Source organism: Sphaerotilus sp. (genome assembly GCF_013299175.1).
Taxonomy (GTDB): domain Bacteria; phylum Pseudomonadota; class Gammaproteobacteria; order Burkholderiales; family Burkholderiaceae_C; genus Sphaerotilus.
The window spans coordinates 19,199-42,397 of record NZ_JAAFKF010000024.1; the positions used below are offsets into that span (position 1 = coordinate 19,199).

At 66.3% G+C, this 23,199-nt stretch carries 23 protein-coding genes; 14 read left to right on the forward strand and 9 right to left on the reverse strand.

Features of this window, described 5'->3' with window-relative positions:
* Positions 1–6: 6 nt before the first annotated feature.
* The 3 genes from QZW52_RS06340 to QZW52_RS06350 all read right to left on the reverse strand — a co-directional run bounded on the left by QZW52_RS06340 (position 7) and on the right by QZW52_RS06350 (position 2,752).
* Complete coding sequence (locus QZW52_RS06340; RefSeq protein ID WP_293996451.1) at positions 7–996, reverse strand: PQQ-dependent catabolism-associated beta-propeller protein; 990 nt, start codon at positions 994–996, stop codon at positions 7–9.
* Positions 993–1,742 (reverse strand): ABC transporter ATP-binding protein, encoded by a 750-nt coding sequence (locus QZW52_RS06345; protein ID WP_293996453.1) that lies wholly within the window; start codon positions 1,740–1,742, stop codon positions 993–995. Before QZW52_RS06345 ends, QZW52_RS06340 begins: the two co-directional genes overlap by 4 nt.
* Before the next feature lie 164 nt (positions 1,743–1,906).
* Entirely contained in the window at positions 1,907–2,752 is an 846-nt protein-coding gene (locus tag QZW52_RS06350) for an MBL fold metallo-hydrolase (RefSeq protein WP_293996455.1), read from the reverse strand.
* Positions 2,753–2,958: 206 nt separating this feature from the next.
* Here QZW52_RS06350 and QZW52_RS06355 point away from each other — a divergent pair, with 206 nt between their 5' ends.
* Entirely contained in the window at positions 2,959–3,900 is a 942-nt protein-coding gene (locus QZW52_RS06355; protein ID WP_293996457.1) for a hypothetical protein, read from the forward strand.
* Positions 3,901–3,905: 5 nt separating this feature from the next.
* Here the strand turns inward: QZW52_RS06355 and QZW52_RS06360 are convergent, their stop codons facing one another.
* On the reverse strand, positions 3,906–6,053 hold the full coding sequence (locus QZW52_RS06360; RefSeq protein ID WP_293996459.1) for a sigma-54-dependent Fis family transcriptional regulator: 2,148 nt from the start codon (positions 6,051–6,053) through the stop codon (positions 3,906–3,908).
* A 291-nt stretch (positions 6,054–6,344) separates the two neighbouring features.
* Between QZW52_RS06360 and pedF the strand changes: the two genes are divergently transcribed.
* From pedF to QZW52_RS06425, 13 genes are all read left to right on the forward strand, one after another.
* Positions 6,345–6,821 (forward strand): cytochrome c-550 PedF, encoded by a 477-nt coding sequence (gene pedF, locus QZW52_RS06365; protein WP_293996461.1) that lies wholly within the window; start codon positions 6,345–6,347, stop codon positions 6,819–6,821.
* A gap of 42 nt (positions 6,822–6,863) precedes the next feature.
* Positions 6,864–7,748: a transporter substrate-binding domain-containing protein gene (locus QZW52_RS06370; protein ID WP_293996463.1), complete on the forward strand. Its 885-nt coding sequence runs from the start codon at positions 6,864–6,866 to the stop codon at positions 7,746–7,748.
* Between the two features lie 126 nt (positions 7,749–7,874).
* Positions 7,875–8,531, forward strand: coding sequence for a hypothetical protein (locus QZW52_RS06375; protein ID WP_293996465.1), 657 nt, complete (start codon positions 7,875–7,877; stop codon positions 8,529–8,531).
* A gap of 195 nt (positions 8,532–8,726) precedes the next feature.
* Complete coding sequence (locus QZW52_RS06380) at positions 8,727–9,200, forward strand: hypothetical protein (protein WP_293996467.1); 474 nt, start codon at positions 8,727–8,729, stop codon at positions 9,198–9,200.
* Between the two features lie 22 nt (positions 9,201–9,222).
* Positions 9,223–10,443: a BaiN/RdsA family NAD(P)/FAD-dependent oxidoreductase gene (locus QZW52_RS06385; RefSeq protein ID WP_293996469.1), complete on the forward strand. Its 1,221-nt coding sequence runs from the start codon at positions 9,223–9,225 to the stop codon at positions 10,441–10,443.
* Between the two features lie 141 nt (positions 10,444–10,584).
* Positions 10,585–10,797 (forward strand): 30S ribosomal protein S21, encoded by a 213-nt coding sequence (gene rpsU, locus QZW52_RS06390; protein WP_179635735.1) that lies wholly within the window; start codon positions 10,585–10,587, stop codon positions 10,795–10,797.
* Positions 10,798–10,888: 91 nt separating this feature from the next.
* Positions 10,889–11,335: a GatB/YqeY domain-containing protein gene (locus QZW52_RS06395; protein ID WP_293996472.1), complete on the forward strand. Its 447-nt coding sequence runs from the start codon at positions 10,889–10,891 to the stop codon at positions 11,333–11,335.
* 50 nt (positions 11,336–11,385) lie between these two features.
* On the forward strand, positions 11,386–11,736 hold the full coding sequence (locus QZW52_RS06400) for a protein tyrosine phosphatase family protein (RefSeq protein WP_293996474.1): 351 nt from the start codon (positions 11,386–11,388) through the stop codon (positions 11,734–11,736).
* Between the two features lie 169 nt (positions 11,737–11,905).
* Positions 11,906–12,445 (forward strand): TRAP transporter small permease subunit, encoded by a 540-nt coding sequence (locus QZW52_RS06405; protein WP_293996496.1) that lies wholly within the window; start codon positions 11,906–11,908, stop codon positions 12,443–12,445.
* Positions 12,442–13,935, forward strand: a complete 1,494-nt coding sequence (locus QZW52_RS06410) for a TRAP transporter large permease (protein ID WP_293996476.1) — start codon at positions 12,442–12,444, stop codon at positions 13,933–13,935. The genes QZW52_RS06405 and QZW52_RS06410 overlap by 4 nt, the downstream gene beginning before the upstream one ends.
* 103 nt (positions 13,936–14,038) lie before the next feature.
* Positions 14,039–15,436, forward strand: a complete 1,398-nt coding sequence (locus QZW52_RS06415) for an efflux transporter outer membrane subunit (RefSeq protein WP_293996478.1) — start codon at positions 14,039–14,041, stop codon at positions 15,434–15,436.
* A gap of 8 nt (positions 15,437–15,444) precedes the next feature.
* Positions 15,445–16,536, forward strand: a complete 1,092-nt coding sequence (locus tag QZW52_RS06420) for an efflux RND transporter periplasmic adaptor subunit (RefSeq protein WP_293996480.1) — start codon at positions 15,445–15,447, stop codon at positions 16,534–16,536.
* Positions 16,533–19,595 carry an efflux RND transporter permease subunit gene (locus QZW52_RS06425; protein ID WP_293996482.1) on the forward strand — a complete coding sequence of 1,021 codons (3,063 nt, stop codon included), beginning with the start codon at positions 16,533–16,535 and terminating at the stop codon, positions 19,593–19,595. Before QZW52_RS06420 ends, QZW52_RS06425 begins: the two co-directional genes overlap by 4 nt.
* A gap of 31 nt (positions 19,596–19,626) precedes the next feature.
* On the opposite strand, the gene QZW52_RS06430 is transcribed toward QZW52_RS06425, so the two are convergent.
* The 5 genes from QZW52_RS06430 to QZW52_RS06450 all read right to left on the reverse strand — a co-directional run bounded on the left by QZW52_RS06430 (position 19,627) and on the right by QZW52_RS06450 (position 23,045).
* Positions 19,627–20,676 (reverse strand): acyltransferase family protein, encoded by a 1,050-nt coding sequence (locus QZW52_RS06430; protein ID WP_293996484.1) that lies wholly within the window; start codon positions 20,674–20,676, stop codon positions 19,627–19,629.
* Between the two features lie 99 nt (positions 20,677–20,775).
* Positions 20,776–21,291, reverse strand: coding sequence for a hypothetical protein (locus QZW52_RS06435; RefSeq protein WP_293996486.1), 516 nt, complete (start codon positions 21,289–21,291; stop codon positions 20,776–20,778).
* 167 nt (positions 21,292–21,458) lie between these two features.
* A complete protein-coding gene (locus QZW52_RS06440) occupies positions 21,459–22,091 on the reverse strand; it encodes a hypothetical protein (RefSeq protein WP_293996488.1) in 633 nt (210 codons plus the stop codon).
* A gap of 147 nt (positions 22,092–22,238) precedes the next feature.
* The gene (locus QZW52_RS06445) at positions 22,239–22,586 is read right to left on the reverse strand and encodes a hypothetical protein (RefSeq protein ID WP_293996490.1); all 348 of its coding nucleotides are present in this window, start codon (positions 22,584–22,586) and stop codon (positions 22,239–22,241) included.
* A gap of 114 nt (positions 22,587–22,700) precedes the next feature.
* On the reverse strand, positions 22,701–23,045 hold the full coding sequence (locus QZW52_RS06450; protein ID WP_293996492.1) for a hypothetical protein: 345 nt from the start codon (positions 23,043–23,045) through the stop codon (positions 22,701–22,703).
* Positions 23,046–23,199: the final 154 nt, after the last annotated feature.

Here is a 23,199-nt window from a genome sequence, read left to right on the forward strand (position 1 = left end):
CAGACCTCATTCCACGATCACCGCGCCATACGGCACGCGGCCCACCGGCAGGCTCTTGATCGGCTTGGCGCTCGCCACGTCGATCAGCGTCACGTCGTCCGACAGCCCGTTGACCGCGAGCAACTGCGTTTCCGCCTTGTTCAGCGTCACGTTCCAGGCGCGCTTGCCGACCAGCGCCAGCGCGGTCGTCTTGCGGCTGGCGACATCGACGAACGCGACGTGGTTGGCGCGGCCCAGCGCCACGAACGCCTGCTTGCCGTCCTTGGTCATGGTGATGCCGACGGGGGTGATGTCGGTCGAACGGGCGCCCTTGACCTCGAACTTCACCGTGTCCACCACCGACCAGTCCTTGGTCGAGATGACGCTGACACTGGCCGACATCTCGTTCGTCACCCAGAGCTGGCTGCCGTCCGGCGTGAGGGCGAGGCGGCGCGGGCGCTTGCCGACCTTGACGTTCTTGAGCACCTTGCCGGTGGCGGTGTCGATGACGTGGACCATGTTCGCCACTTCGGAGGTGACCCAGACCAGCTTGCCGTCCGGCGAGACCTTGACGCCCTCGGGTTCCTTGCCGACCTCGACGGTGCGGGTGAACTTGCCGCTGGCGATGTCGAAGAAGCCCAACGCGGCGTCGTCCTCCTGCGAGATGTAGAGCGTCTTGCCGTCCGGCGACAGGTCGAACGCCTCGGGGTCTTCGCCGATGGCCAGCCGGCCGACCGACTTGCGCGTGGCCAGGTCGATCACGTCAGCGGCGTTCGATTCGCCACACGCGACCATCAGCTTCTTGCCGTCGGGTGTCACCTGGAGGTGGCGCGGGCGCTTGCAGGTCGGCACGGTGCCTGTCACCGCCTGCGTCTTCAGGTCGATCACGGTCAGCGTGTGGTCCTTTTCGCTGGACACGTAGGCGGTCTGGGCTTGCACCTGCGCCAGCGGCGACAACAGCGCAGCGGCCACGGCCAGCGTGGTCAGGCAGGGAAGCAGGCGGGGAACGGTCTTCATGCAGTTTTCCTCGGAGCGGTGGAAGGGGGCGGTGTGTCGGTGGCACGGATGAACGCCGCTTCGAGCCGGTCGCCACCGAGCGCGGCGGTCACGTCGGCGGGCGTGCCATCGGCCAGCAGCTTGCCGCGGTGCAGGACCACCACGCGGTCAGCGGCTTCGGCTTCCTCGACGAGGTGCGTCGCCCACAGCACCGTCGTCCCCCGTGCGGCCACGTCAGCCCGGATCGCCGCGAGCAGGTCGTGGCGCGATTTCGGATCAAGCCCGACGGTCGGCTCGTCCATCAGCACCACCTTCGGCCGGTGCAGCAGCGCCCGCACCAGCTCCACCTTGCGCCGGTTGCCGCCCGACAGCTCGCGCACCGGGCGGGCCAGATCCCCCGCCAGCCCGAGTGCGCGGCAGCCTTCGACCAGCCGCTCGGCGGCGACGGCGCGTGGCAGGCCGTGCAGGTCGGCGTGGAAACGCAGGTTGCGCTCCACCGACAGGTCGAGGTCGAGCGACATCTGCTGGAACACCACGCCGATGTCGCGCAGCGCCCGCACCGCCGAATGCCGCAGCGACTGGCCCGCGACCACCACCTCGCCCTCGTCGGCGACGAACAGGCCGGTGAGCACCTGGAACAGCGTGGACTTGCCGGCGCCATTCGGGCCGAGCAGCGCAACGAACTGCCCCGCCGGCAGCGCCAGCGTCAGGCCGGCCAGCGCCGTGCGGTCGCCGTAACGCTTGGTCAGACCTTGGAGGCGCAGCATGGCAGAGGGAGAAACACAGTGAAAAAGGCAGTGGAAAACATCACGACCACGGTTGTACAGGGGCCAGGTCCAGGCGTCGCGCCCGGACTTACACCAAGACACGCCGCCGGACTGCTCCATTCAGGAGTCGATCCACGGCCGTTCAGAGGCCGTTCAGAGACCGCTCAAAGGTTGATTTCCATCCGATCGGCAGCCAGCTCGACACCGTGCCGCGCCAGATCACCCGCTGGCCGACCCGCACCAGCATCCCACTCGGGCATGGCCATCAACACCTTGCGGCGCGCGCCCACGCGGTCGAGCTGCGCCAACATGCCGATGGCCGCAGCGCCCGGATCGGTCCCCGCAGGCCAGCCATCGACGCGGTCATCGCCCAGCAACAGGCAGTCGGCCTGCTGCATCCACGCCACCGCCTCGAAGCCGGCCGCCGCCAGACTGCGGGCGCAGAAAAACCGCTGCCCCGTCACCAGATCGCGCACCGCCAGCGCGATGGTCTCGCCCACCTCGGCCGATGCGGGCTGCGCAGCGTGGCGCGGCAGCGGGCCGTCGGTGGCCACCGCGGTGAACTCCAGCGTGGGCTGGCCCTCGATGTGGAACACCGCCTCGCGCGACTCGCCCGCCACCGGGATCACGTGCCATTGCACCCCGCAGTAATGCTCCAGCAACGGCAGCACGGGCAAGGCGTGCGTCAGCTCCTCGAAGACCGCCGGCGTCGCATACAGATGGATGGGCGCCCCGTCGCGCAGGCTGAGCAGGCCGGTGACGTGGTCCACCTGCGCGTCCGTCAGCACGACCGTCCGCACCGCCGCATCCGGCAGTCCCGGATGCCGCAGCAACCGGGCGTCGGTGGACAACTGCATGGCCACCGACGGTGACACGTTCACCAGCACCCAGCGCAGGCCATCGCCCGACAGGGCCACCGCCCCCGGCGCGCGGGTCGAGTGCGGTCCGGCACGGGCACACTGCGTCAGCGGCACGGACTCTTCACCGCCCTTGAGTACAACCAATTTCATGAAGCCCCCCCTCTGTGAACACACGGCTGCATACATTTGCTTTGTCCGGTTTTTGCAAGAGCCATGCCGAAGGCTCCGCAAGGCCACCACGGCGATGCACTGCTCCAACGGGAGACAGTGCGACACCACATTGCTTCATAACTGACACAGGGGCAACCCGCATGCTTCGGAACTGGACAAGCGATTGGCCAAGAACGCGACACACCATGCGCGCGGTGTGCGCGGCGTGGTCCGGACTGGCACTGCTGGCGACGGGGGCGGCGGTGGCCGCCTGCCCAGGTCCGGCCATGGAGGTGGTGCCACTCGCGCCCGGCGTCTGGCTGGTGCCCGGCGCCCAGGGCGACACCTCGCCCGCCAACCGGGGCGCCATCTCCAACCTGCTGGCCGTGCGTGACGGGCCGCGGCTGTGGCTGGTCGGGAGCGGGCCGTCCGTCGCCTATGCGCGGTCGCTGGATTGCCGGCTGCGGCACACCACTGGCCAGCGCGTCACCGACGTGGTCGCGCCGTGGCCGCGGCCGGAGCTGGTGCTGGGACAGGCCGGACTGCCGCACGCCCGGCGCTGGGCGCACGAGGAGGTGGCCGACGCCATGCAGGCACGCTGCCCGCGCTGCGCCGACCGCCTGCGCCTGCGGCTGGACACGGCCGCCGCAGACCTCGGTGCCGCGCCGATCGCCCTGCCCACCCACCGCCTGCACGGTGACCACGGCACATTGGGTCCGCTGCGCTGGCAGCGCCTGTCCCGCTCGGGCGAGACGGCGGTGACGCGCTGGTCGCTGCCACGGGCGGGGCTGCATACCGCCCACGGCCTGCTGTGGGCCGAGGGCGCGCCGGACCTGCGGGACGCGGAGTCGGCGCATCTGGAGCGCGCGTGGCAACAGCTCGCGGTGTCGGTCGGCACGGGAGAACGCTGGGTGCCGGAGCAAGGCGGTCTGCTGCCAGCCGACGCGCCGACCAAGCACCTGCGCTACCTGCACGCGCTGCGGACCGCGATCGACGCTGCGCAGTCCCAGGGCACGCCGGAATCCGACCCCGCGCCCGCCCTGCCCGGCGTGTCGGCCGTGGTCAACCAGAGTGCGCGCCACCCGCTCAACTGGCAGCACGCGTGGCGGGAAGCCGAAGCGCGCTGGATGGCACCGAACCCGCCCTGAGCGGCTCAGCGCGGGGTTTTCCAGCGCAGCTTGCGGTAGATCGTGTTGCGGCTGATGCCGAGCTGCTTGGCGGCCACCGAGATGTTGCCGCCCGCGGCGTCCACGGCCCGCTGGATGGACTGCAGCTCAATGTCTTCCAGCGAGCGCCCGGCCTGCACCGGGTCGGCGAACACCGCCGCCGGCGTGGCCATCTCGGCCGGCGCAGCGCGTGCAGCGACCGGCTCAGGTTCCGGCGTCGCCAACACCACCGCGGCGGGGCGCTGCACGGCGGCATGGCGCGCGTCCTCGATGAAGTCGTCCGAGAGGTGGTCGCGGGTGATGGCGGCGTCGCCTGCGGCCATCACGCTGGCGGTGCGCAGCACGTTGAAGAGCTGGCGCACATTGCCCGGCCACTGGTAGCCCTGGAACAGGCGCAGCACATCCGGACTGAGGCGCAGGCGGCGGGCCGGGTTCTCGCGCTCCAGGATGCGATCGACCAGCGCCATGAGGTCGCTGCGCTCGCGCAGCGGCGGCAGGCGCACGGCCAGACCGTTCAGCCGGTAGTAGAGATCCTCGCGGAAGGACTTCTGCTCGATCATCTCGCGCAGGTTGCGGTGCGTGGCGCACACCAGCATCACGTCCACCGACACCGCCTTGGCGCTGCCCAGCGGCGTGACCTGGCGCTCCTGCAGCACGCGCAGCAGGTGCGCCTGCAGGGTCAGCGGCATGTCGCCGATCTCGTCCAGGAACAGCGTGCCACCATTGGCCTGCACGATCTTGCCCACCGCGCCCTTGCGCCGCGCCCCGGTGAAGGCGCCTTCCTCGTAGCCGAACAGCTCGGCCTCGATCAGCGTCTCGGGGATCGACGCGCAGTTCACCGCCACGAAGGGCTGGCGGGCGCGCTCGGAGTCCTGGTGGATGGCGCGGGCGAGCAGCTCCTTGCCGGTGCCGGTCTCGCCGAGGATGAGGATGGGGATGTCGCGGTTGACGACGCGGCGGATCTTGTCCACGAGGGTGCCGACCTGCGCATCGCCCGTGGTCAGGCTCGCCAGACCGGCACGCTCGGCGGGCGCCGCCGCAGCACTGCGGGCGGTGGTTTCACGGACTGGCGTGGCGGACGCGACCCCGCCCGGCATCTCGCCCACCGGGGTGGCGTCGCTGACCTGTGTGCCCATGTGGGCAGCGCCGGTGCCCGCACCAGCACCCATGCCGGCTTCCATGCCGTGCCACACGGGCCAGTTGAAGCGGGCATAGACGTGGAACTGCCGCCCGTTGGACAGCTCGACCGGCAGCGGCTGCGCCAGCGGCGAGCGGAAGCGGTCCACCAGCGCCGACACGCTGGTGCCGAACAGCGAGGGCAGCGAATGCATCCGCAGGGCCGCCCCGCTCAGGCCCAGTTGCTCCAGTGCGCCGCGGTTGGCGCCGACGAGCTTGCCGTCCTGGCTCACGGCGAGGATGCCCTCCATCAGCGTGCCGATGAACTCGACGCGGCTGTGGAAGTGCAGCCGCATCACGTTGCGGTAGTCGTCGGTGAGCCAGTGGTTCTCGATCATCCGCGCCGACATCTTCACCAGGCCCATCGTGTGCTGGTGGTAGGTGCGCTGGTCGCCGGAGACATCGAGCACGCCGAGGATGTTGCCGCGCGGGTCGAGGATCGGGGCGGCCGAGCACGTCAGGAAGTGGTTGGCGTGCATGTAGTGCTCGTCGGCGTGGACGAGCGTGGGCGACTCCTCGATCAGCGCGGTGCCGACGGCGTTGGTGCCCTTGGCCTGCTCGGACCAGTTCACGCCGGGCTGCAGCGCGACCTTGGAGGCGCGGTTCAGGAAGTCGTGGTCGCCGATGGAGTGGATGATCGTGCCGGTGGCGTCGCACAGCACCACCATCGAGTCGCTGTTGACGATCTGCTCGTGCAGCATCTCCATGACGGGCGCGGCGTGGGCGTACAGGCGCTGGTTGCGCTCGCGCGCCACGACCAGATCCGTGCGGCCCAGCGGCGAGAAGTCCAGCCGCTCGATGCGCGACAGGCCGAGGGCTGCGCAGCGTTCGTGCGAGTTGTCGATCTTCGAGACATGGCTGTGGTCCAGCGGCAGCGCCGAGGCGATCGGTCGGCGCACATCGCCCTGTGCAGCACGTACACGCAACCCCGCCGACGCCGGTGTATAGGATCCTGCCATGGTCTTGTCTCCTGTCATTTCTGCCCATCCACGCAGACGGCGCGCGGACGGCGCATTGTGACCCGCCCACCACTGTCCTCTATTCGCACACCCGATTCGTTGACTTGTCACGGTCCGCGAAAAATCCGTGTCCAGCCGCGCAATTTAGAAGCATCCAAGGCGTACCACCTCCGGACAGACCCTTGTTTCAGCGCGGCATCGGCCGCGTTGGCCGTGCTTGGCACAGTGATTGCAGAAACGGTGCCAGCCCCTTTTCAATCTGACCGATTCGACATCTTCTGGAGACAATGAATGGCACGAGGCAACCTCTTCCGCGCAGCAATCCTGGCCGCGTTCTGTGCTGTGGCTGGCAGTTCGGCCATGGCCCACGGCGATGTGACACCGCAGGCCGTGGACACGACCAGCCTGCCGCAACTGGGGGCCGACTGGCGCGCTGAAAACCCGTACCGCAAGAACGACAAGGCGGTCGCCATCGGCTCGTCGGCCTTCAACCAGAACTGCGCCCGCTGCCACGGTCTGGAAGCCATCTCCGGCGGCATCGCCCCGGACCTGCGCAAGCTCGACAATGACTGCGTCAGCGTCAAGGACGACAAGAAGCGCAACGCCTGCGTCAAGGAAATGGACGAGTACTACCTCAACAGCGTCCGCCACGGCAAGGTCCGCAACGGCGCGGTCTACATGCCCCCCTTCGAAGGCATGATCAGCCAGGAAGCCATGTGGGCGCTGAAAGCCTACCTGGAAACGCGCCGCGAGAAGCCGCTGCCCTGATCCACATCCGATCCACGCCCACGCACCTGGAGACCGACCCCCATGCCCATTTCCCACGACCACCCGGCCGACCGCCGCGCCTTCCTCGGCAAGACCTCGGCGCTGGCCCTCGGCACGCTGGGCACGCTCGGCAGCCTGCTGGGTGTCGGCAGTGCCAGCGCGCAGGACAAGTCCGCGCTCACCAAGGTGCGCGAGCGCGGCCGGCTGAGCGTCGGTCTCTACAACGACCTGCCGCCCTTCCACGTCAAGGGCCAGGGCATCGAGATCGAGCTGGCCAAGGCGCTGGCGGGTGCGCTGGGCGTCGAGGTGACGCTGCTGCCGTTCCCGGCCGACGACAACATGAACGACGACCTGCGCAACATGGTCTGGAAGGGCCACTACCTTGGCTACGGCCCGGCGGATGTGCTGCTGCATGTGCCGGTCGAGCGTCCGCTGATGCAGGACAACCCGCGCGTCAGCATCTTCGGTCCCTACTGGCGCGAGCGGGTCGTGGTCGCCCGCGACCTGTCGAAGTTGCCGACGCTCGACTCGCTGGAGCCGCTGCGTGCGGTGCGCTCGGCGGTGCCGGGGCTGTCGCTGGCGGGCTGGCTGATGATCGGCGCGGATTCGGGTGCGCTGAGCGAGAAGCTGATCACCAAGATCCCCGATGGTGTCGCCGCCGCACAGATGCTGCAGCGCGGTGAAGTGGCCGCGGCGGCCGGCATGCGCTCGGAGATCGAGTCGGTGCTGCGCGGCGACCCGCGCTTCGCGATCGCGCCGATCCCGATGCCGCGGGCGCCCAAGGATGGCTGGGCCGTCGGCATGGCCGTGAAGAAGGACGCCACCGACCTCGCCGAGGCGCTGCAGGCGGGCCTGAACGGGCTGGTCGAGAAGGGAGAACTGAAGGCGATGTTCGCGCGGGCCAATCTCGACTGGCAGCGGGTCTGACCGCCAGCAGGCGAGACGGCGAGACGGCGATGAAAATGCGACTTTTGACGCAATAAATTGCAACCAATCAGTACCACCGATTAGACTTGCCGCACAACGTGCGGGCAACCGGTGGGGACTGGAACGATGCAAAGCAAGCGGTACAAGCGGGGGTACACAGGGTTCGGGGCAGTGCTCGCCTTGCTGGCGTCCCTCGGCGCTCTGGCCGCCCCGGTCAGCGGCAGCAGCGACAAGGTGCAACCCCGCCCGCCCATGGCGCAGGCACAGGCTGTTGCTCCCGAGAATCCCGCCGATTTCTGTGACAGCGTTCACATGAAAACCGGCAGACTGGTCTCGTTCAACCTGTTGCGGCTGGGCACGACCAGCAGCCAGAGCGCCGCCCCCGGCAGCGCCACGGCAGGTGCAGTGTCGTATGCCGACATCGAGTCCTACCTCACCTACAGCGATGCAGTGGGGTCGGCTTCAGGCCACACTGGCAGCCTGCGCTGGTCGCTCTGGGCCGTGCCACAGAACCATGTCGCGGGCTGGCCGAAGATGAACGGCCACCGAATGGGCGGCTTCGTTCCCTCGCTGATCGACGGTCAGGGCAAGGCGCAGGACTACCTGTACAACCTCACCGAGATCACGTTCCGGCAGCGCATCACCACGGTCAACCCGCCCGCGGGGCGCTATTGCCTGGTGGTCGTGGTGGACATGTACAACACCAACAGCGAATGCCGCTCGGCCGACGGCTACTGCCCGGAAATCATCTACACGATGAAGCCCGCCTACACCTTTCGCTGACCCGCCGCTGCCATGAACGCCTCTGAACATGCCCGTGTGCGCCGCCTGATGGCCGCTGTCGCTGTCTGCCTGCTCGGTACCACTGCCTGTGGTGGCGGGAGCGGCACACCGTCTCCCGAACCGGCACCGGCACCGGCACCGGCACCAACACCTGCACCTGCACCTGCACCTGCACCTGCACCTGCACTGAACTGCATGAGCGGCTGGTTCTATGCCAACCTAGACACCGACCTGCGCACCCCGGTGCGCTTCTGGCTGTCGGACACCGCTGCCAATGCAGCGGTCGATGTCGAGATGCAGGCACAGATCCAGGCACACAACAGCTACTACTTCCTCGACGGCCGCCACATGACCGGGCGCCTGCGCCTGAGCCTGTGGGCCATTCCACCCAACGGACAGGTGAGCAAGAACGGCGTCGTCGGTCACCTGATCGCACGTGCGCCAGCGGCCATGGTCGGCGGCCAGGGCACCGGAGCGGACCAGTTGTGGCACACCTCGGTGGCCTTCGTGAAGCTCACGACCACTGGCACCTCCCCACCAGCTGGCGCCTACTGCATCGCCTTGCTCGCCGAAGAGGAAACCGCCACCGGCACGCCGCCCTGTGCGACCCAGGACCGCTTCTGTCCCACCAGTTGGTACACCTTCGAGAACGCCACCACCTTCAAATGACGGGGCTGGATAATCCCGCCCCATGGAAACCTTTGACGTCGTCATCGTCGGGGCCGGCGCCGCCGGCCTTTTTTGCGCCGGTCGTGCCGGACAGCGGGGCCAGCGCGTGCTGCTGCTCGACCACAGCCCGAAGGTCGCCGAGAAGATCCGCATCTCCGGCGGCGGGCGCGCCAACTTCACCAACCGCGAGGCCACGCCCGCGAACTTCCTCTCCGACAACCCGCGCTTCAGCCGCTCGGCACTGGCGCGCTACACCCCCGGCGACTTCGTGGCCCTCGTGCAGCGCCACGGCATCGCCTTCCACGAGAAGCACAAGGGCCAGCTCTTCTGCGACCGCAGTGCCGAAGACCTGATCACGGCGCTGCTGCGCGAGTGCGACGCCGGTGGGGTGACGCGGCGCCAGCCGTGCGGCGTTCAGGCCATCCGGCAGCGCAGCGGCGGAGATGGCGAGGCCGGCGGATTCGAACTCGACACCGATGCCGGACCCGTGCAGGCGCCCCGGCTGGTGATCGCCACCGGCGGACTGCCCGTGCCCAAGATCGGCGCGACCGATTTCGGGCTGCGCATCGCCAGACAGTTCGGCCACACCATCATCGAGCCGCGCCCGGCGCTGGTGCCGCTGACCTTCGACCCCGTGCAATGGGCGCCGTTTGCGGCACTGTCGGGTGTGGCGCTGCCGGTCGGCATCTCGGTCGGCAGCGGCAAGACCCGCACCACCTTCCTCGAAGACCTGCTGTTCACCCACCGTGGCCTGAGCGGGCCGGCGGTGCTGCAGATCTCCAGCTTCTGGCGTCTTGGCCAGCCGCTGCAGATCGACCTGGCGCCGGGCATCGACCTCGGCGCCCGGCTGCTGGCCGCCAAGCAGTCGTCACGGCGGCAGCTCGGCAACGAGTTCGCCGCCCTGCTGCCAACCCGGCTGGCCGACGCCTGGCTGCACGGTGCGGGACTCGACGCCCAGCGCCCGATGCCCGACTGCAAGGACAAGGATCTGCAGACCGTCGCCCAGCGCGCCCGCGCCTGGGAGGTCTCGCCCACCGGGGACGAAGGCTGGAAGAAGGCCGAAGTCATGGCCGGCGGCGTCGATACCCGCGAACTCAGCTCGCAGACGCTGGAGAGCAAGCGCGTGCCCGGCTTGCACTTCATCGGCGAAGTGGTCGATGTGACCGGGTGGCTGGGCGGCTACAACTTCCAGTGGGCCTGGGCCAGTGCCGCCGCCTGCGCGGACGCTTTGGCTGCCGCATGAACACAAGACATTCCGCACGCCAGCAAACTCACCTATAATCCAAGGCTTTGCTGGCAAAGAAGCCTGTTCGAGTCGGCGGCATCAGGGTTTCCGGAACCCCGCGTCGGCCACCGAGGGCATAACCGAAGGATCTTTCAGTTCATGACGACCATCCGAGTCAAGGAAAACGAGCCGTTCGACGTGGCACTGCGTCGCTTCAAGCGCACCATCGAAAAGTTGGGCTTGCTGCCTGACCTGCGCGCTCGCGAGTTCTACGAAAAGCCCACGGCCGAGCGCAAGCGCAAGAAGGCTGCCGCCGTCAAGCGCCATTACAAGCGCGTGCGCTCGATGCAGCTCCCCAAGCGGCTGTACTGAGCCAGGTCTGACCTGCACAAAACCCGCACGGGACGCCGTAGCGGGTTTTTTCTTTTTCCACGCTTCCATGCCCCCCACGCCAGGAACCCCCATGCACCTCAAGGACCAGATCACCGACGACATGAAGACCGCCATGCGCGCCAAGGACACGGCCCGCCTCGGCACGATCCGCCTGCTGCTGTCGGCCTGCAAGCAAAAGGAAGTCGATGAGCGCGTGACCCTCACCGATGCCGATGTGGTCGCGCTCGTGGACAAGCTGATCAAGCAGCGCAAGGACTCGATCACGCAGTTCACCGCCGCCGCCCGCATGGACCTCGTCGCGCAGGAAAGCGCCGAAGTCGTGGTGCTGGAAGGCTACCTGCCGCAACGGCTGGGGGCGGCCGAGATCGACGCCGCGGTGCAGGCCATCGTCGCCGAGCTGGGCGCGAGCGGGCCGGGCGCCATGGGCAAGGTCATGGGCGTGGTCAAGCAGCGCCTGGCCGGCAACGCCGACATGGGGCTGGTCTCGGTCGCCGTGAAGCGCGCATTGAATCCCTGATCCCTACCCCCTTTGAACTTTTGAACTTCTGGACTTCTGGAGCCTCCGCCATGAGCACTTCCCTGCCGATCCAGCGCATTGCCACCGATGTCTGCGTCACCCCGCAACTCACGCCCAACGCGATGGCCGACGTGGCCGCGGCGGGCTTTCGCAGCGTGATCAACAACCGCCCCGACTTCGAGCACGGCCCGGACCAGCCGACCAGCGCCGCCATCGAAGCCGCTGCACGGGCCGCCGGGCTGCAATACGCCCACCTGCCCGTCGCCGGCGGCTACCAGAGCCCCGAAGAGATCGCCCGCTTTGCCGAGCTGATCGCCGCGATGCCGCGCCCGCTGCTGTGCTTCTGCCGCAGCGGTGCCCGCTCGACCAAGCTGTACGTGGCCGCCACCCAGGCCGGTTGAGACGGGGGCGCGGCGGTGGCCGGGCCGCATGGTCCGGTTCTAGTCGTAATACCCGATGCGGCAGATCCGGGTTGTCGAGTGTGATACGGGCATCCCAACGGAGACCTTTGACCGTGATGCCTTCCCGCACCCCTCGACAGGGCGACACCCCGGAGTCGCCCAGCGCATGATGAACAACCTGCTCGCCCTTGCCCGCGGCATGGACTGGATCAGCGACCGCTTCGGCGTCGTCGCGAAATGGGCCGTCCTCGCCTCCTGCCTGATCAGCGCCGGCAACGCCGTGATCCGCTATTTCTTCAACATCAGCTCCAACGGCTGGCTCGAAATCCAGTGGTACCTGTTCGCCGCCTGCGTGATGCTGGGCGCGGCGCAGGTGCTGCGGGTCAACGAGCACGTCCGCGTGGACCTGCTCTACGGCCGCCTGACCAGCCGTGGTCAGGTCTGGGTGGATCTGTGCGGGCTGGTGTGTTTCCTGCTGCCCGTGATCGGGGTGCTGGCCTGGATGACCTGGGATCTGTTCCTCGGCAAGTTCGTTTCGGGCGAGATGTCCAACAACGCCGGCGGCCTGGTGCGCTGGCCGGCGGTGCTGATGCTGCCGGTCGGCTTCGCGCTGGTCTGGCTGCAGGCGCTGGCCGAAATCGTCAAGCGCGTGGCCTGGCTGCGCGGCGAATTCGAGATGGACACCCACTACGAAAGACCCCTGCAATGAGCATGGAGCACTTCCCGCCCCTGATGTTCCTGGGGCTGATCCTCATCATGCTGATCGGGTTTCCGGTCGCCTTCTCGCTCGCCACGCTGGGTCTGGGCTGCGGCCTGTACGCGATCCACATGGGCTGGTTCCCCCAGGCCTTCCTGTCGAACGTGCCGTTGAACATCTTCGGCATCCTCTCGAACGACCTGCTGCTGGCGATCCCCTTCTTCACGCTGATGGGCGCGCTGCTGGAGAAATGCGGCCTGGCCGAGGACATGCTCGACTCGATGGGGCAGCTCTTCGGCCCGGTCAAGGGCGGACTGGGCTACTCGGTCATCATCGTCGGCTTCATCCTGGGCGCCATCACCGGCACCGTGGCCGGTCAGGTGATCGCCATGGCGATGATCTCGCTGCCCGTGATGATGCGCTACGGCTACAACATGCGCTACGCGACCGGCGTGCTGGCGGCGTCTGGCACCATCACCCAGTTGGTGCCACCCTCGCTGGTGCTGGTGGTGATGGCCGACCAGCTCGGCAAGCCGGTGGGTGACATGTACAAGGGCGCCTGGGGTCCGTCGATCCTGCAGATCCTCATCTTCATCGCCTACACCTTCCTGGTAGCGAAGTTCAAGCCGGAATGGGTGCCCGGCGTGCCCAAGGAGGCCCGCACCCTCCAGGGCTGGGCGCTGTGGGCCAAGTGCCTGCGCGGCATCATTCCTTCGGCCGTCCTGATCTTTGCCGTGCTGGGCAGCATGGGCGGTCTGCCGGGGCTGGACACCGCCATCTGCACGCCGACCGAGGCTGGCGCGATGGGTGCGGTCGGGGGGTTGATCCTGGCCGCCATGCACCGCCGCCTGAGCTGGTCGCTGCTGGGAGAGGCCGTGCTGGGCACCATGCGCCTGACCGCCATGGTCGTGTTCATCCTCATCGGCTCGCGGATGTTCTCGCTGGTCTTCCTGGGCGTGGACGGCGGCGTGTGGATCGAGCACCTGCTGACAGGCTTGCCGGGTGGCCAGGTCGGCTTCCTGCTCGTGGTCAACGTGTTCATCTTCTTCCTGGCCTTCTTCCTCGACTTCTTCGAGATCGCCTTCATCATCCTGCCGATGCTGGGGCCGGTGGCCGACAAGCTGGGGATCGACATGGTCTGGTTCGGCGTGCTGCTGTGCGTGAACATGCAGACCTCGTTCATGCACCCGCCCTTCGGTTTCGCGCTGTTCTACCTGCGCGGCATCTCGGACACGCTGTTCAAGAACGGTGCCATCCCGCGCAAGGTCGAATCCCGCGACATCTACATGGGCTCGATCCCCTGGGTGATCATGCAGCTCGTGCTGGTGGTCGTCGTGATCTTCTTCCCGGCGACAGTGACCTCCTTCCTCGACAAGCCGGTCGTGGTGGACGAGAGCAAGGCCACCGAGCTGCTGCAGGACGTGGACCGCGGTACCAAGGCGGACAACAACGACGACGCGATCAAGGCCATGCAGGAGTCCAGCAAGGGCGACAAGAAATAGCCGCCAGCAGCGCCCCCGTCCTGGCCCTGCTGCAGGGGCGCGCATTCGTTGATAAGCTCACGGAATGCGCGCCTCTGTTTCTTTCCGCTTGCGACCACCCGCCATGCTGGCCGTCACGGTCGCCAGCCTCGGCCTGCTGACCGGTTGCAGCACGACACCCCCGCCACTGCCGCCCCCGGCATCGGCTGCAGCCACCGCCCCGGTCTGGCACGCCCCGCTGCCGCACGCCGGTGATCCCGGCCAGCTCGTGTCCTGGTGGGCGCAGTTCGATGACCCGCTGCTGCCCGTGCTGATCGACGAGGCGCAGACCGCCCACCCCGTGCTCGTGCAGGCGCTGGCCCGCATCCAGCAGGCACGGTCCGGCCTGCGGGTCGCGGCCTCTGCCGGCTGGCCCACCATCGGCGCCAACGTGCAAGCCCAGCGCAGCTCCGGCGTCGCCACCGGTTTCAGCCCCGCCAGCCAGACCAGCGCGGTCGTCGATGCAGGCTGGGAGATCGATCTCTTCGGCGGTGTGCGCCACAGCGTCGAGGCCGCCCGCTCGCGGGCCGAACAGGCCGAACTCGGCTGGCACGCGGCGCGGGTGTCGCTGGCGGCCGAGGTGGCGCAGACCTACACCGGCTTGCGGGCCTGCGAGGCTGCCGTGGCGCTGTTCACCCGCGAAGCCGACTCGCTCGGCCGCAGCAGCGCGCTGGTGCAGAAAAAGGCCGACGTCGGCTTCGAGGCACCGGCCAACGCCCGGCTCGCGCTCGCCTCCGCTGCACAGGCCCGCGACCGCGTCACCGTGCAGCAGACCGAATGCGCGCTACTGGTGCAGGCGCTGGTGGTGCTGACCGGCGCCGAGGAACCCGCCTTGCGCGAACGGCTCGCCACGCGCACCGCCCGGCTGCCGCAACCCGCTGCGTTCGCGCTGACCACGCTGCCCGCCGCGGTGCTGGCGCAGCGGCCGGACCTCGCCGCGGCCGAACGCGAGCTGCAGGCCAGCGCCGCCGACGTGGGCGTGGCCGAGGCGGCACGCTGGCCCCAGTTGACGGTCGGCGGCAACCTGGGCATCGGCCTGGTGCGCAGCGGCGGTGGCACCTCGGACGCCGTGACCTGGGGCTTCGGGCCGAACCTGTCGCTGCCGATCTTCAACCGCGGCCGCTTGCAGGCGCAGGCCGACGCCGCCCGCGCCCGCTACGACGAGGCCCGTGCCGGCTACGCGCTGAAGCTGCGGCAGGCGGTGCGCGAAGTCGAGGAAGCCTTGCTGCGCCTGGACGCCAGCCACCGCCGCGAGGCCGACGCCCGCACCGCCGCCGAAGGCTTGCGCAGCTTCCTCGTCAGCACCGAAGAACGCGCCCGCCTCGGCGCCGCCAGCGTCCTCGACACCGAAGACGCCCGCCGCCTGACGCTCTCCGCCGAATCGGCACTGCTGGCCCTGCAGCGCGAGCAAGTCAGCGCTTGGATCAGCCTGTACCGCGCCATTGGCGGCGGCTGGACCCGCGACCACCACACCCCTTCGTGACACCCGCCATGACCCAACGCTTCCCTTCCCACGTCACGCTGACGCTCGCGCTTGTCCTCGTCGCATCCCTCTTCGCCCTGCCGGCGCAGGCCGCCGACGCACCCGCCTCCGCTGCGCCGAAAGCGGCGCTGACCGTTGCCGTCACCACGCCCCAGTCCGGCACGCTGCCCCAGTCGCTCACGGCCAACGGCAGCATCAGCGCCTGGCAGGACATCGTCATCGGCGCGGAAACCCAGGGGCTGCGGCTGGTCGAGGTCAACGTCCAGATGGGCGACCGGGTGAAGAAAGGCCAGATCCTGGCACGCTTGCAGAGCGAAACCCTGGCCGCAGAACTTGCCGCCACCAAGGCCAGCCTCGCCGAAGCGGAAGCGACGCTCGCCGAAGCGCAGGCCAATGCCGACCGTGCCCGCGCCCTGCAACCCAGCGGCGCTCTGAGCACGCAGCAGATCCAGCAGTACACCACCGGCGAAGCCACCGCCCGCGCCCGGCTCCAGTCCGCCAAGGCCCGCCTCGCCGCCGACACCCTGCGCCTGAACCAGACCCACATCAAGGCGCCCGATGACGGCATCATCAGCGTCAGGCTGGCCACCATGGGCGCCATCGCGCAACCGGGACAGGAGCTGTTCCGGCTGATCCGGCAAGGGCGGCTGGAGTGGCGCGCCGAAGTGCCCGCCGCCGACATGCACCGCATGCAGCCGGGGATGGCGGTCAAGGTCGTGCCCGCCGGGGGCAGCGCGATCGACGCCAAGGTGCGGATGCTCGCGCCGACCGTCGATCCGGCCACGCGCAACGGCCTCGTCTACGTCGATCTGCCCGCCGGCAATGCGGCGCGGCCGGGCATGTTCGCGCGCGGCGAGTTCGTGATCGGCCAGTCCAGCGCGCTGACGCTGCCGCAGACCGCCGTGCTGCTGCGCGACGGCTACAGCGTCGTCTTCCAGCTCGGCAAGGACAGCCGCGTGCAGCAGACCAAGGTGCAGACTGGCCGGCGCCTGGGCGAGCGGGTCGAGGTGACGGGCGGGCTGGACGCCCATGCGCAGGTGGTCGCGCAGGGCGCTGGCTTCCTGGCCGACGGGGATCTCGTCAAGGTGGTGAAGCCATGAACGTCTCCTCCTGGTCGATCCGCAACCCGATTCCCGCGATCCTGCTGTTCATCCTGCTCACGCTCGCCGGCCTGATGGGCTTCCGGGCGATGACGATCCAGAACTTCCCCGACATCGACCTGCCGACGGTGATGGTCACGGCCACCCTGCCCGGCGCCGCGCCCGCGCAGCTCGAAACCGAGGTCGCCCGCAAGCTCGAAAACGCCTTGGCCACGCTGAAGAGCGTCAAGCACATCTACACGCTGGTGAGCGACGGCGCCGTCACCGTCACGGTCGAGTTCAGGCTGGAGAAGCCCACGCAGGAAGCGGTGGACGACGTGCGCGACGCGGTGGCGCGGGTGCGCTCGGACCTGCCCGGCGACGTGCGCGACCCGGTGATCCAGAAGATGGACCTGGCCGGCGCACCCATCCTGACCTACACCGTCGCCTCCAGCCGGATGGACGACGAGGCGCTGAGCTGGTTCGTGGACAACACGATCACCAAGCAGATGCTGTCGGTGCGCGGCGTCGGCGCCGTGTCGCGGGTGGGCGGGGTGAGCCGCGAAGTGCGGGTGGAACTCGACCCGGCGCAGTTGCTCGCGCTCAACGCCACGGCCTCGGACGTGTCGCGCCAGTTGCGCCAGATCCAGCAGGACGCCCCCGGCGGACGCAGCGACGTGGGCGGCGCCGAGCAGGCCGTCCGCACGCTCGCCACCGTGCAGAGCGCCGAAGAGCTGGGGCGGCTGGAGATCGCGCTGTCGGATGGCCGCCATGTCCGGCTCGACCAGATCGCCCGCGTCCTGGACACGGTGGCCGAGCCGCGGGCGGTGGCGCTGCTGGACGGCAAGCCGGTGGTCGGTTTCGAGATCACGCGCTCCAAGGGCGCGGGCGAGGTGGCCATCGCGGCGGACGTGCGGGCGCGGGTCGCGGCGCTGCGCAAGACCCACCCCGACATCACCTTCACCGAGGCGTTCAACTTCGTCGATCCGGTGCAGGAGGGCTACGACGGCTCGATGCTGCTGCTCTACGAGGGCGCGGTCCTGGCGGTGATCGTGGTGTGGCTGTTCCTGCGCGACTGGCGGGCGACGCTGGTGTCGGCGATCGCGCTGCCGCTGTCGGTGATCCCGACGTTCGCGGTGATGCACCTGCTGGGCTTCACGGTCAACGTGGTGACGCTGCTGAGCCTGTCGCTGGTGGTGGGCATCCTGGTGGACGACGCCATCGTCGAGATCGAGAACATCATGCGCCACCTCGCGATGGGCAAGACCCCGTTCGAGGCCGCCATGGAAGCCGCCGACGAGATCGGCATGGCGGTGATCGCGACGACCTTCACGCTGATCGCCGTGTTCCTGCCGACCGCGTTCATGAGCGGCATCCCGGGGAAATTCTTCGTCCAGTTTGGCTGGACGGCGGCGATCGCGGTGTTCTTCTCGCTGGTCGTGGCGCGGATGCTGACGCCGATGATGGCCGCCTACCTGCTGCGCCCGCCGAAGCACGCCGAGAAGCCGCCCGGCTGGATGGCGTGGTACCTGCGGTTGGCCGGCTGGTGCTTGAGACACCGCATCGTCACGACGCTGGCGACGGTGGCGTTTTTTGTCGGCTCGTTCGCCCTGGTGCCCTACCTGCCGACCGGCTTCATCCCGCCGGATGACCTGTCGCAGACGCAGGTGACGATCACGCTGCCGCCCGGCTCGACGCTGAAGGAAACCACCGCGCTGGCCGAGCAGGCGCGCCAGTTGGTCACGCGCAACCCGCATGTGAAGCTGGTCTACACGGCCATCGGTGGGGGCGCAGCCGGCTCCGATCCGTTCGCGCCACAGGGCGCGGCCAGCGTCGGCAAGGCCGTGCTGACCATCAACATGACACACCGCAAGCAGCGCGCCGGCATCAGCAAGCAGGCCATCGAAGGCGAGTTGCGCAAGCTGGTCGAGGCGCTGCCCGGGGCGCGGGTGAAGGTCGGATTCGGCGGCTCGGCCGAGAAGTACATCCTCGTGCTGGCCAGCGAAAACGGCGCCGTCCTGGCCGAACACGCCAAGGTGGTCGAGCGCGAGCTGCGCGGCCTCCCCGGCATCGGCAACGTCGTCTCCACCTCCAGCCTCGTGCGGCCGGAGCTGATCGTGCGGCCGGATGCAGCGCGGGCGGCCGATCTGGGCGTGACGACCGCCGCCGTCGCCGACACGCTGCGGGTGGCGACGCGGGGCGACTACGACCAGGGGCTGGCCAAGCTGAACCTGTCACAGCGGCAAGTGCCGATCGTCGTGCGCTTGCCGGCCGAGGCACGGGCGGACCTGGAACTGCTGAGCCGCCTGCCGGTGCCGGGGGCGCGCGGGCCGGTGCCGCTGTCGAGTGTCGCGACGCTGGAGATGGCGAGCGGCCCGGCGCAGATCGACCGCTACGACCGCCAGCGCAACATCAACTTCGAAATCGAGCTGAACGGCGTGCCGCTGGGCGAGGTCGAGCGGCTGGCGCAGGCGCTACCGAGCCTGAAGCACCTGCCGCCCGGCGTGATGCAGACCGCGGTGGGCGACGCCGAGGCGATGGGCGAGCTGTTCCAGAGCTTCTCGCTGGCGATGCTGACCGGCGTGCTGTGCATCTACATCGTGCTGGTGCTGCTGTTCAAGGACTTCATCCAGCCGGTGACGATCCTGGCGGCGCTGGTCCTGTCGATTCCGGGCGCGTTCCTGGCGCTGTTCGCCACGCACACGGCGCTGTCGATGCCGTCGATGATCGGGCTGATCATGCTGATGGGCATCGCGACGAAGAACTCGATCCTGCTGGTGGACTACGTCGTGCTGGCGCGGCGCGACCACGGCCTGAACCGCTGGGACGCCGTGCTCGACGCCTGCCGCAAGCGGGCGCGGCCGATCGTGATGACGACCATCGCGATGGGCGCGGGGATGATGCCGATCGCGCTGGGGCTGGGGGTCGATCCGAGTTTCCGGGCGCCGATGGCGATCGTGGTGATCGGGGGGCTGATCACGTCCACGTTCCTGAGCCTGCTGGTGATTCCCGTGGTGTTCACCTATGTGGACGACGGAATGGGACTGGTGGGGCGGGTGTTGCGGCGCCGGCCCTTGTAGCCCGGTAATTGGGCGTGATGCGCCGACAAGATCAGGTTGAACTGGATGTTCGGCGGCCGTTCAGAATCGGCAGTTTCATCTCGACAAAGTGTATCAGGGGCAAACAAGTCATCAGTACAAGACACGAGATAGTCGCGGAAATCACCAGGTTGTAGTGCAGGCTGAAGGCATTCATGATTGACAAAAAGAGCCCGGTCACTGCAGCGTGCAATCCCAGAATGACAATGGTGCCACGAGATACTTGAATGATCGACTCGGGTTCCATAATTCTGGACAGCACTGTCGCCAGGCAGATTACTGCCAAAATCCCAGAAATGCCACCCGCATAGAAAAGAATAGGCGAATTTCCGTAGACCATGCCATTGATGTCCACTCTTCCGTTTGTCATCGCAACCGCCACCGTCACCGACAGAAACCCAAGCATTGCCATGAAGGCAAGTGGTCCACTTCGGGCGTTGAAGACCTTTGCAACGCCATGCAACGACTTTGCGCGGGAACAATAATATCCGATGGCATAGAAGGGCAAGGCCATGATGGAACTGTCAACAGACCACAGCAGATCTGCTCCAGTTCGTGATTGGAAATACTGCCCAACCGCCAAGAACAGCACTGATGCAGCGACAAGCGCGCCGCTCTTAAGGCTGCACAGCATGGAAAATATGATGCTGGTTTCAAAAACTCCAACCAAGAACCACAGTGGTATGTTGATCATGGTCGAAAGGTCGGTGTGGTAGCCCACACCGAGCAGCATTCCGAAAAATGGCCTGACAAATGCTTCCTGGAAAAAATTACTGTGATCGTATATCTCCGGGTGCCGCATGAATCCCACAAAGAACCACCATACCCAAGTGATCAGGTAGAAGATTGCATAGGGTATGAGCAAGCGCGAAACACCAAACCTGGCAGTTTCCAGGACTGATTTCGGCTTCAGCAAGAACCCGGACAAGAAGAAGAAAAGAGGCATGTGGAATGCATATATCACATTCGTGACTGCCACGTTTCCGCCTGGCAGATGCCCAAAGACCACAAGCCAAATCCCTATTGCCCTCGCCCAATCTATCCAACCCTTTCTTTCTGACACTATTCAACCCTCAATCAGCTTGGTTAATCAATATACACATACACAGGACTTACACGAAGAGCATTTCTGGTAAATTACTTGGCGGCAATTACCCAAGACTCATGCCGCGCGTGCAAACAAAGACCAATCATGCACGCAGAATCCATGGATAGGTGTAATCGAATGTTCTGCAGGCTCGACTTCCATTGCAATGATCGCCAGACCCGCAATATAGTCACCGGCCACGTCAACGCGGTAGTACATGTCATCGCCGCTATCGTATGCGAGCGGTTCAATCCGAGAAACTGTTGCCAGTGGTGCGCCGATTTTCGCTTCGCCATACGCTCCCGTGTACCCGGTCCAAACATAAATGCAAGCCAGAAGGCCGGTGCCTGTGAAGTCTAGCCGGACAGTATCTGGGCCAAAGTAGATGCTTGAACCACCGTCTTCTCGGAATCCATCGATGCGAAGAACTCCGGTGTTCTGCTTGATCTCCCGCACAAGATTGAATCCAGCGTAGTAGCGAACGACTTTTGCCTCGGCAAAGTCAGCAGCGTATTCTTGAAAGAGGCTGCCAATTTTGAAGCCTGCGGCGGTTTTGCCAGCCTCAATTGGTGCGTCGAGATTGATGTGCATCTGAGTCCTAGCGAATGAAAGGGCCAAGACCTGTGGTGCAAGGCGCAAGGATATTCGGCTTGACATCGAAAACTTCGTCGTGCGAGCCAACTTGGTTGTTCCGCCCACTGCGGACCCGCACGGTGGGTGGTGTGGGGGCTGGGAGTTAGATACTCCCGGCTACCCGATTAGCCCGCACCTTTGTCGCGGAACAGTTGCAAGAGCCGTTCTTGTTCCGGGTCGACTCGCGGGCGATGCTGAACATGTGCATGGTAGCTTTGATGATCGGGACCATAGTCGAAGTAGATGCCCGTTCGAGGTTCGCTAAGCGCCTTGGCTTGAGACTCGCCAATGGAAAGGCGAATGGTCAAAAGCTCTGTTGCGACTCTCTGGCCAACTTGCCTTGCAAAGACAGAGAGCGAGTAGTGTCCTTCAAGAAACGAGAAGTTCGCGCCGTCTTCTGGCAGCAAGAAGTGATGGTCAAATGTGACTCCTTCTTGAGGTACGAATAGGCCGCTCCCTCGCTTGAGATTGCCTTTGTCGCCGTAGACCCAGATATTGAAGTTCTGTTTAGTCTCGTTGCGATGCAATGAGAGGTAGAGGCTTTCCAGCACGTGTCCTCGTTTGGCGGTGCTGTAGAGAAGGGTGCGCAAGTACACCTTATTCTTGCCACGGTCGAACATTGGACCATCCGGGCCGAAGAACACCGTAGTTGGCTGTGTCATGGCTAGGCGACCCTTGCGAAAGAATGTCAGCCAGGCGGTGACGCCAGACACGACAAGCGCGAGGCACGATATTGCAAGAGTGAGCCAAGTCGGCATGGGCGGCTTTTGTGCGGGCTAACGTTTGAGGTGAGCGGCACGCAGCGGCATGGCACGCGTGGCCCAGAATGAAATGAAGGCCACGCGTGCCATGCCGTTGCGTGTCCGCTCGACCGAAGGGTTAGGCATCGCGGGCGCCGCTTGTGCTCAGCTCTTGACGGGCGACGAGAACATGACCTTTAGCGAGACTGCGTGTTCTTGAACTGCGCAAATGATCTCTGCTGGCATTTCGTAGTTTGCCCAGTTGAGGGGCGTGTAGATGTTGATTCCTAGGCGAAGGCTCGTGTATTGTCCTGAGAGCGTATTGACGACCCATTCAATGTTCCCTCTGACATCGGCGATGTCGCATTCGACAGAGTGGTAGGTTTCTCTGATGCGCGGATTGACGCCTCCCAGGTGTTTGGGGAATCGTTCGCTAAAGAGCGCGTGGGCGCCCTCTGGCATTCCACTCACCACGATCACGTAGGAGACTGTGTCGGCGTTGTATTTGCTCATATCGAATGCCGGTCGGAAGGCAGTAGGAGGTTTGGTTTGTGCGTTGCCTAACGTTGGACATGAGGGGCCGCCGATAGGCGGTCCCTCTCGATGGATGGGTTGGGCGTGTGCGAGCTAATGAACATTTGGATTTGTTTTGTGACCGCCATACATTCGACGAAGACGATCGTTTTCGCCAGAGACCTCGCTCAGATAACGTGCAAAAACCAAAACTTTCTCATCGGCTTGTTCATACTGTCGTTGGCTAATAAATAGCCCTACATCTGCCAGTAAGTCGCAGGCTTGTTGATACTGCTGTAGTTTCTCCAATCCGTTTTTTGCAGCGGCTAAACGGCTCTGAACATAAGTAAGAGACGCCCCAAATTCGCGAATGGTTTCTTCATCACCTTTTTGTGCCAAGCTGAGGGAGCACATCAAGAAGTCTAGAGTGCCAAGGAAGTCACTTATCGATCGCAGCATATTTCGCTCATTGCTCACTAGACGCCCAACGTAATTTAGACCTCACGGCTCTGCTGTCTAACTTGGCCGCTGAGGTCTAACTCGGCACCAAGATGGCATGCAAGTCGTTGTCGGCATTGATGTTTTTCTGTAGCGTGACGCATAACTTCTCCCT

Bases quoted from the DNA above. Each gene is read 5' to 3' on its own strand.
- pedF (WP_293996461.1), top strand. From the start codon at position 6,345: ATGGCACGAGGCAACCTCTTCCGCGCAGCAATCCTGGCCGCGTTCTGT.
- QZW52_RS06350 (WP_293996455.1), bottom strand. From the start codon at position 2,752: ATGAAATTGGTTGTACTCAAGGGCGGTGAAGAGTCCGTGCCGCTGACG.
- QZW52_RS06340 (WP_293996451.1), bottom strand. From the start codon at position 996: ATGAAGACCGTTCCCCGCCTGCTTCCCTGCCTGACCACGCTGGCCGTG.
- QZW52_RS06370 (WP_293996463.1), top strand. From the start codon at position 6,864: ATGCCCATTTCCCACGACCACCCGGCCGACCGCCGCGCCTTCCTCGGC.
- QZW52_RS06375 (WP_293996465.1), top strand. From the start codon at position 7,875: ATGCAAAGCAAGCGGTACAAGCGGGGGTACACAGGGTTCGGGGCAGTG.
- QZW52_RS06410 (WP_293996476.1), top strand. From the start codon at position 12,442: ATGAGCATGGAGCACTTCCCGCCCCTGATGTTCCTGGGGCTGATCCTC.
- QZW52_RS06435 (WP_293996486.1), bottom strand. From the start codon at position 21,291: ATGCACATCAATCTCGACGCACCAATTGAGGCTGGCAAAACCGCCGCA.
- QZW52_RS06395 (WP_293996472.1), top strand. From the start codon at position 10,889: ATGCACCTCAAGGACCAGATCACCGACGACATGAAGACCGCCATGCGC.
- QZW52_RS06415 (WP_293996478.1), top strand. From the start codon at position 14,039: ATGCTGGCCGTCACGGTCGCCAGCCTCGGCCTGCTGACCGGTTGCAGC.
- rpsU (WP_179635735.1), top strand. From the start codon at position 10,585: ATGACGACCATCCGAGTCAAGGAAAACGAGCCGTTCGACGTGGCACTG.
- QZW52_RS06400 (WP_293996474.1), top strand. From the start codon at position 11,386: ATGAGCACTTCCCTGCCGATCCAGCGCATTGCCACCGATGTCTGCGTC.
- QZW52_RS06420 (WP_293996480.1), top strand. From the start codon at position 15,445: ATGACCCAACGCTTCCCTTCCCACGTCACGCTGACGCTCGCGCTTGTC.
- QZW52_RS06345 (WP_293996453.1), bottom strand. From the start codon at position 1,742: ATGCTGCGCCTCCAAGGTCTGACCAAGCGTTACGGCGACCGCACGGCG.
- QZW52_RS06425 (WP_293996482.1), top strand. From the start codon at position 16,533: ATGAACGTCTCCTCCTGGTCGATCCGCAACCCGATTCCCGCGATCCTG.
- QZW52_RS06355 (WP_293996457.1), top strand. From the start codon at position 2,959: ATGCGCGCGGTGTGCGCGGCGTGGTCCGGACTGGCACTGCTGGCGACG.
- QZW52_RS06450 (WP_293996492.1), bottom strand. From the start codon at position 23,045: ATGCTGCGATCGATAAGTGACTTCCTTGGCACTCTAGACTTCTTGATG.
- QZW52_RS06385 (WP_293996469.1), top strand. From the start codon at position 9,223: ATGGAAACCTTTGACGTCGTCATCGTCGGGGCCGGCGCCGCCGGCCTT.
- QZW52_RS06360 (WP_293996459.1), bottom strand. From the start codon at position 6,053: ATGGCAGGATCCTATACACCGGCGTCGGCGGGGTTGCGTGTACGTGCT.
- QZW52_RS06445 (WP_293996490.1), bottom strand. From the start codon at position 22,586: ATGAGCAAATACAACGCCGACACAGTCTCCTACGTGATCGTGGTGAGT.
- QZW52_RS06380 (WP_293996467.1), top strand. From the start codon at position 8,727: ATGAGCGGCTGGTTCTATGCCAACCTAGACACCGACCTGCGCACCCCG.
- QZW52_RS06405 (WP_293996496.1), top strand. From the start codon at position 11,906: ATGAACAACCTGCTCGCCCTTGCCCGCGGCATGGACTGGATCAGCGAC.
- QZW52_RS06440 (WP_293996488.1), bottom strand. From the start codon at position 22,091: ATGCCGACTTGGCTCACTCTTGCAATATCGTGCCTCGCGCTTGTCGTG.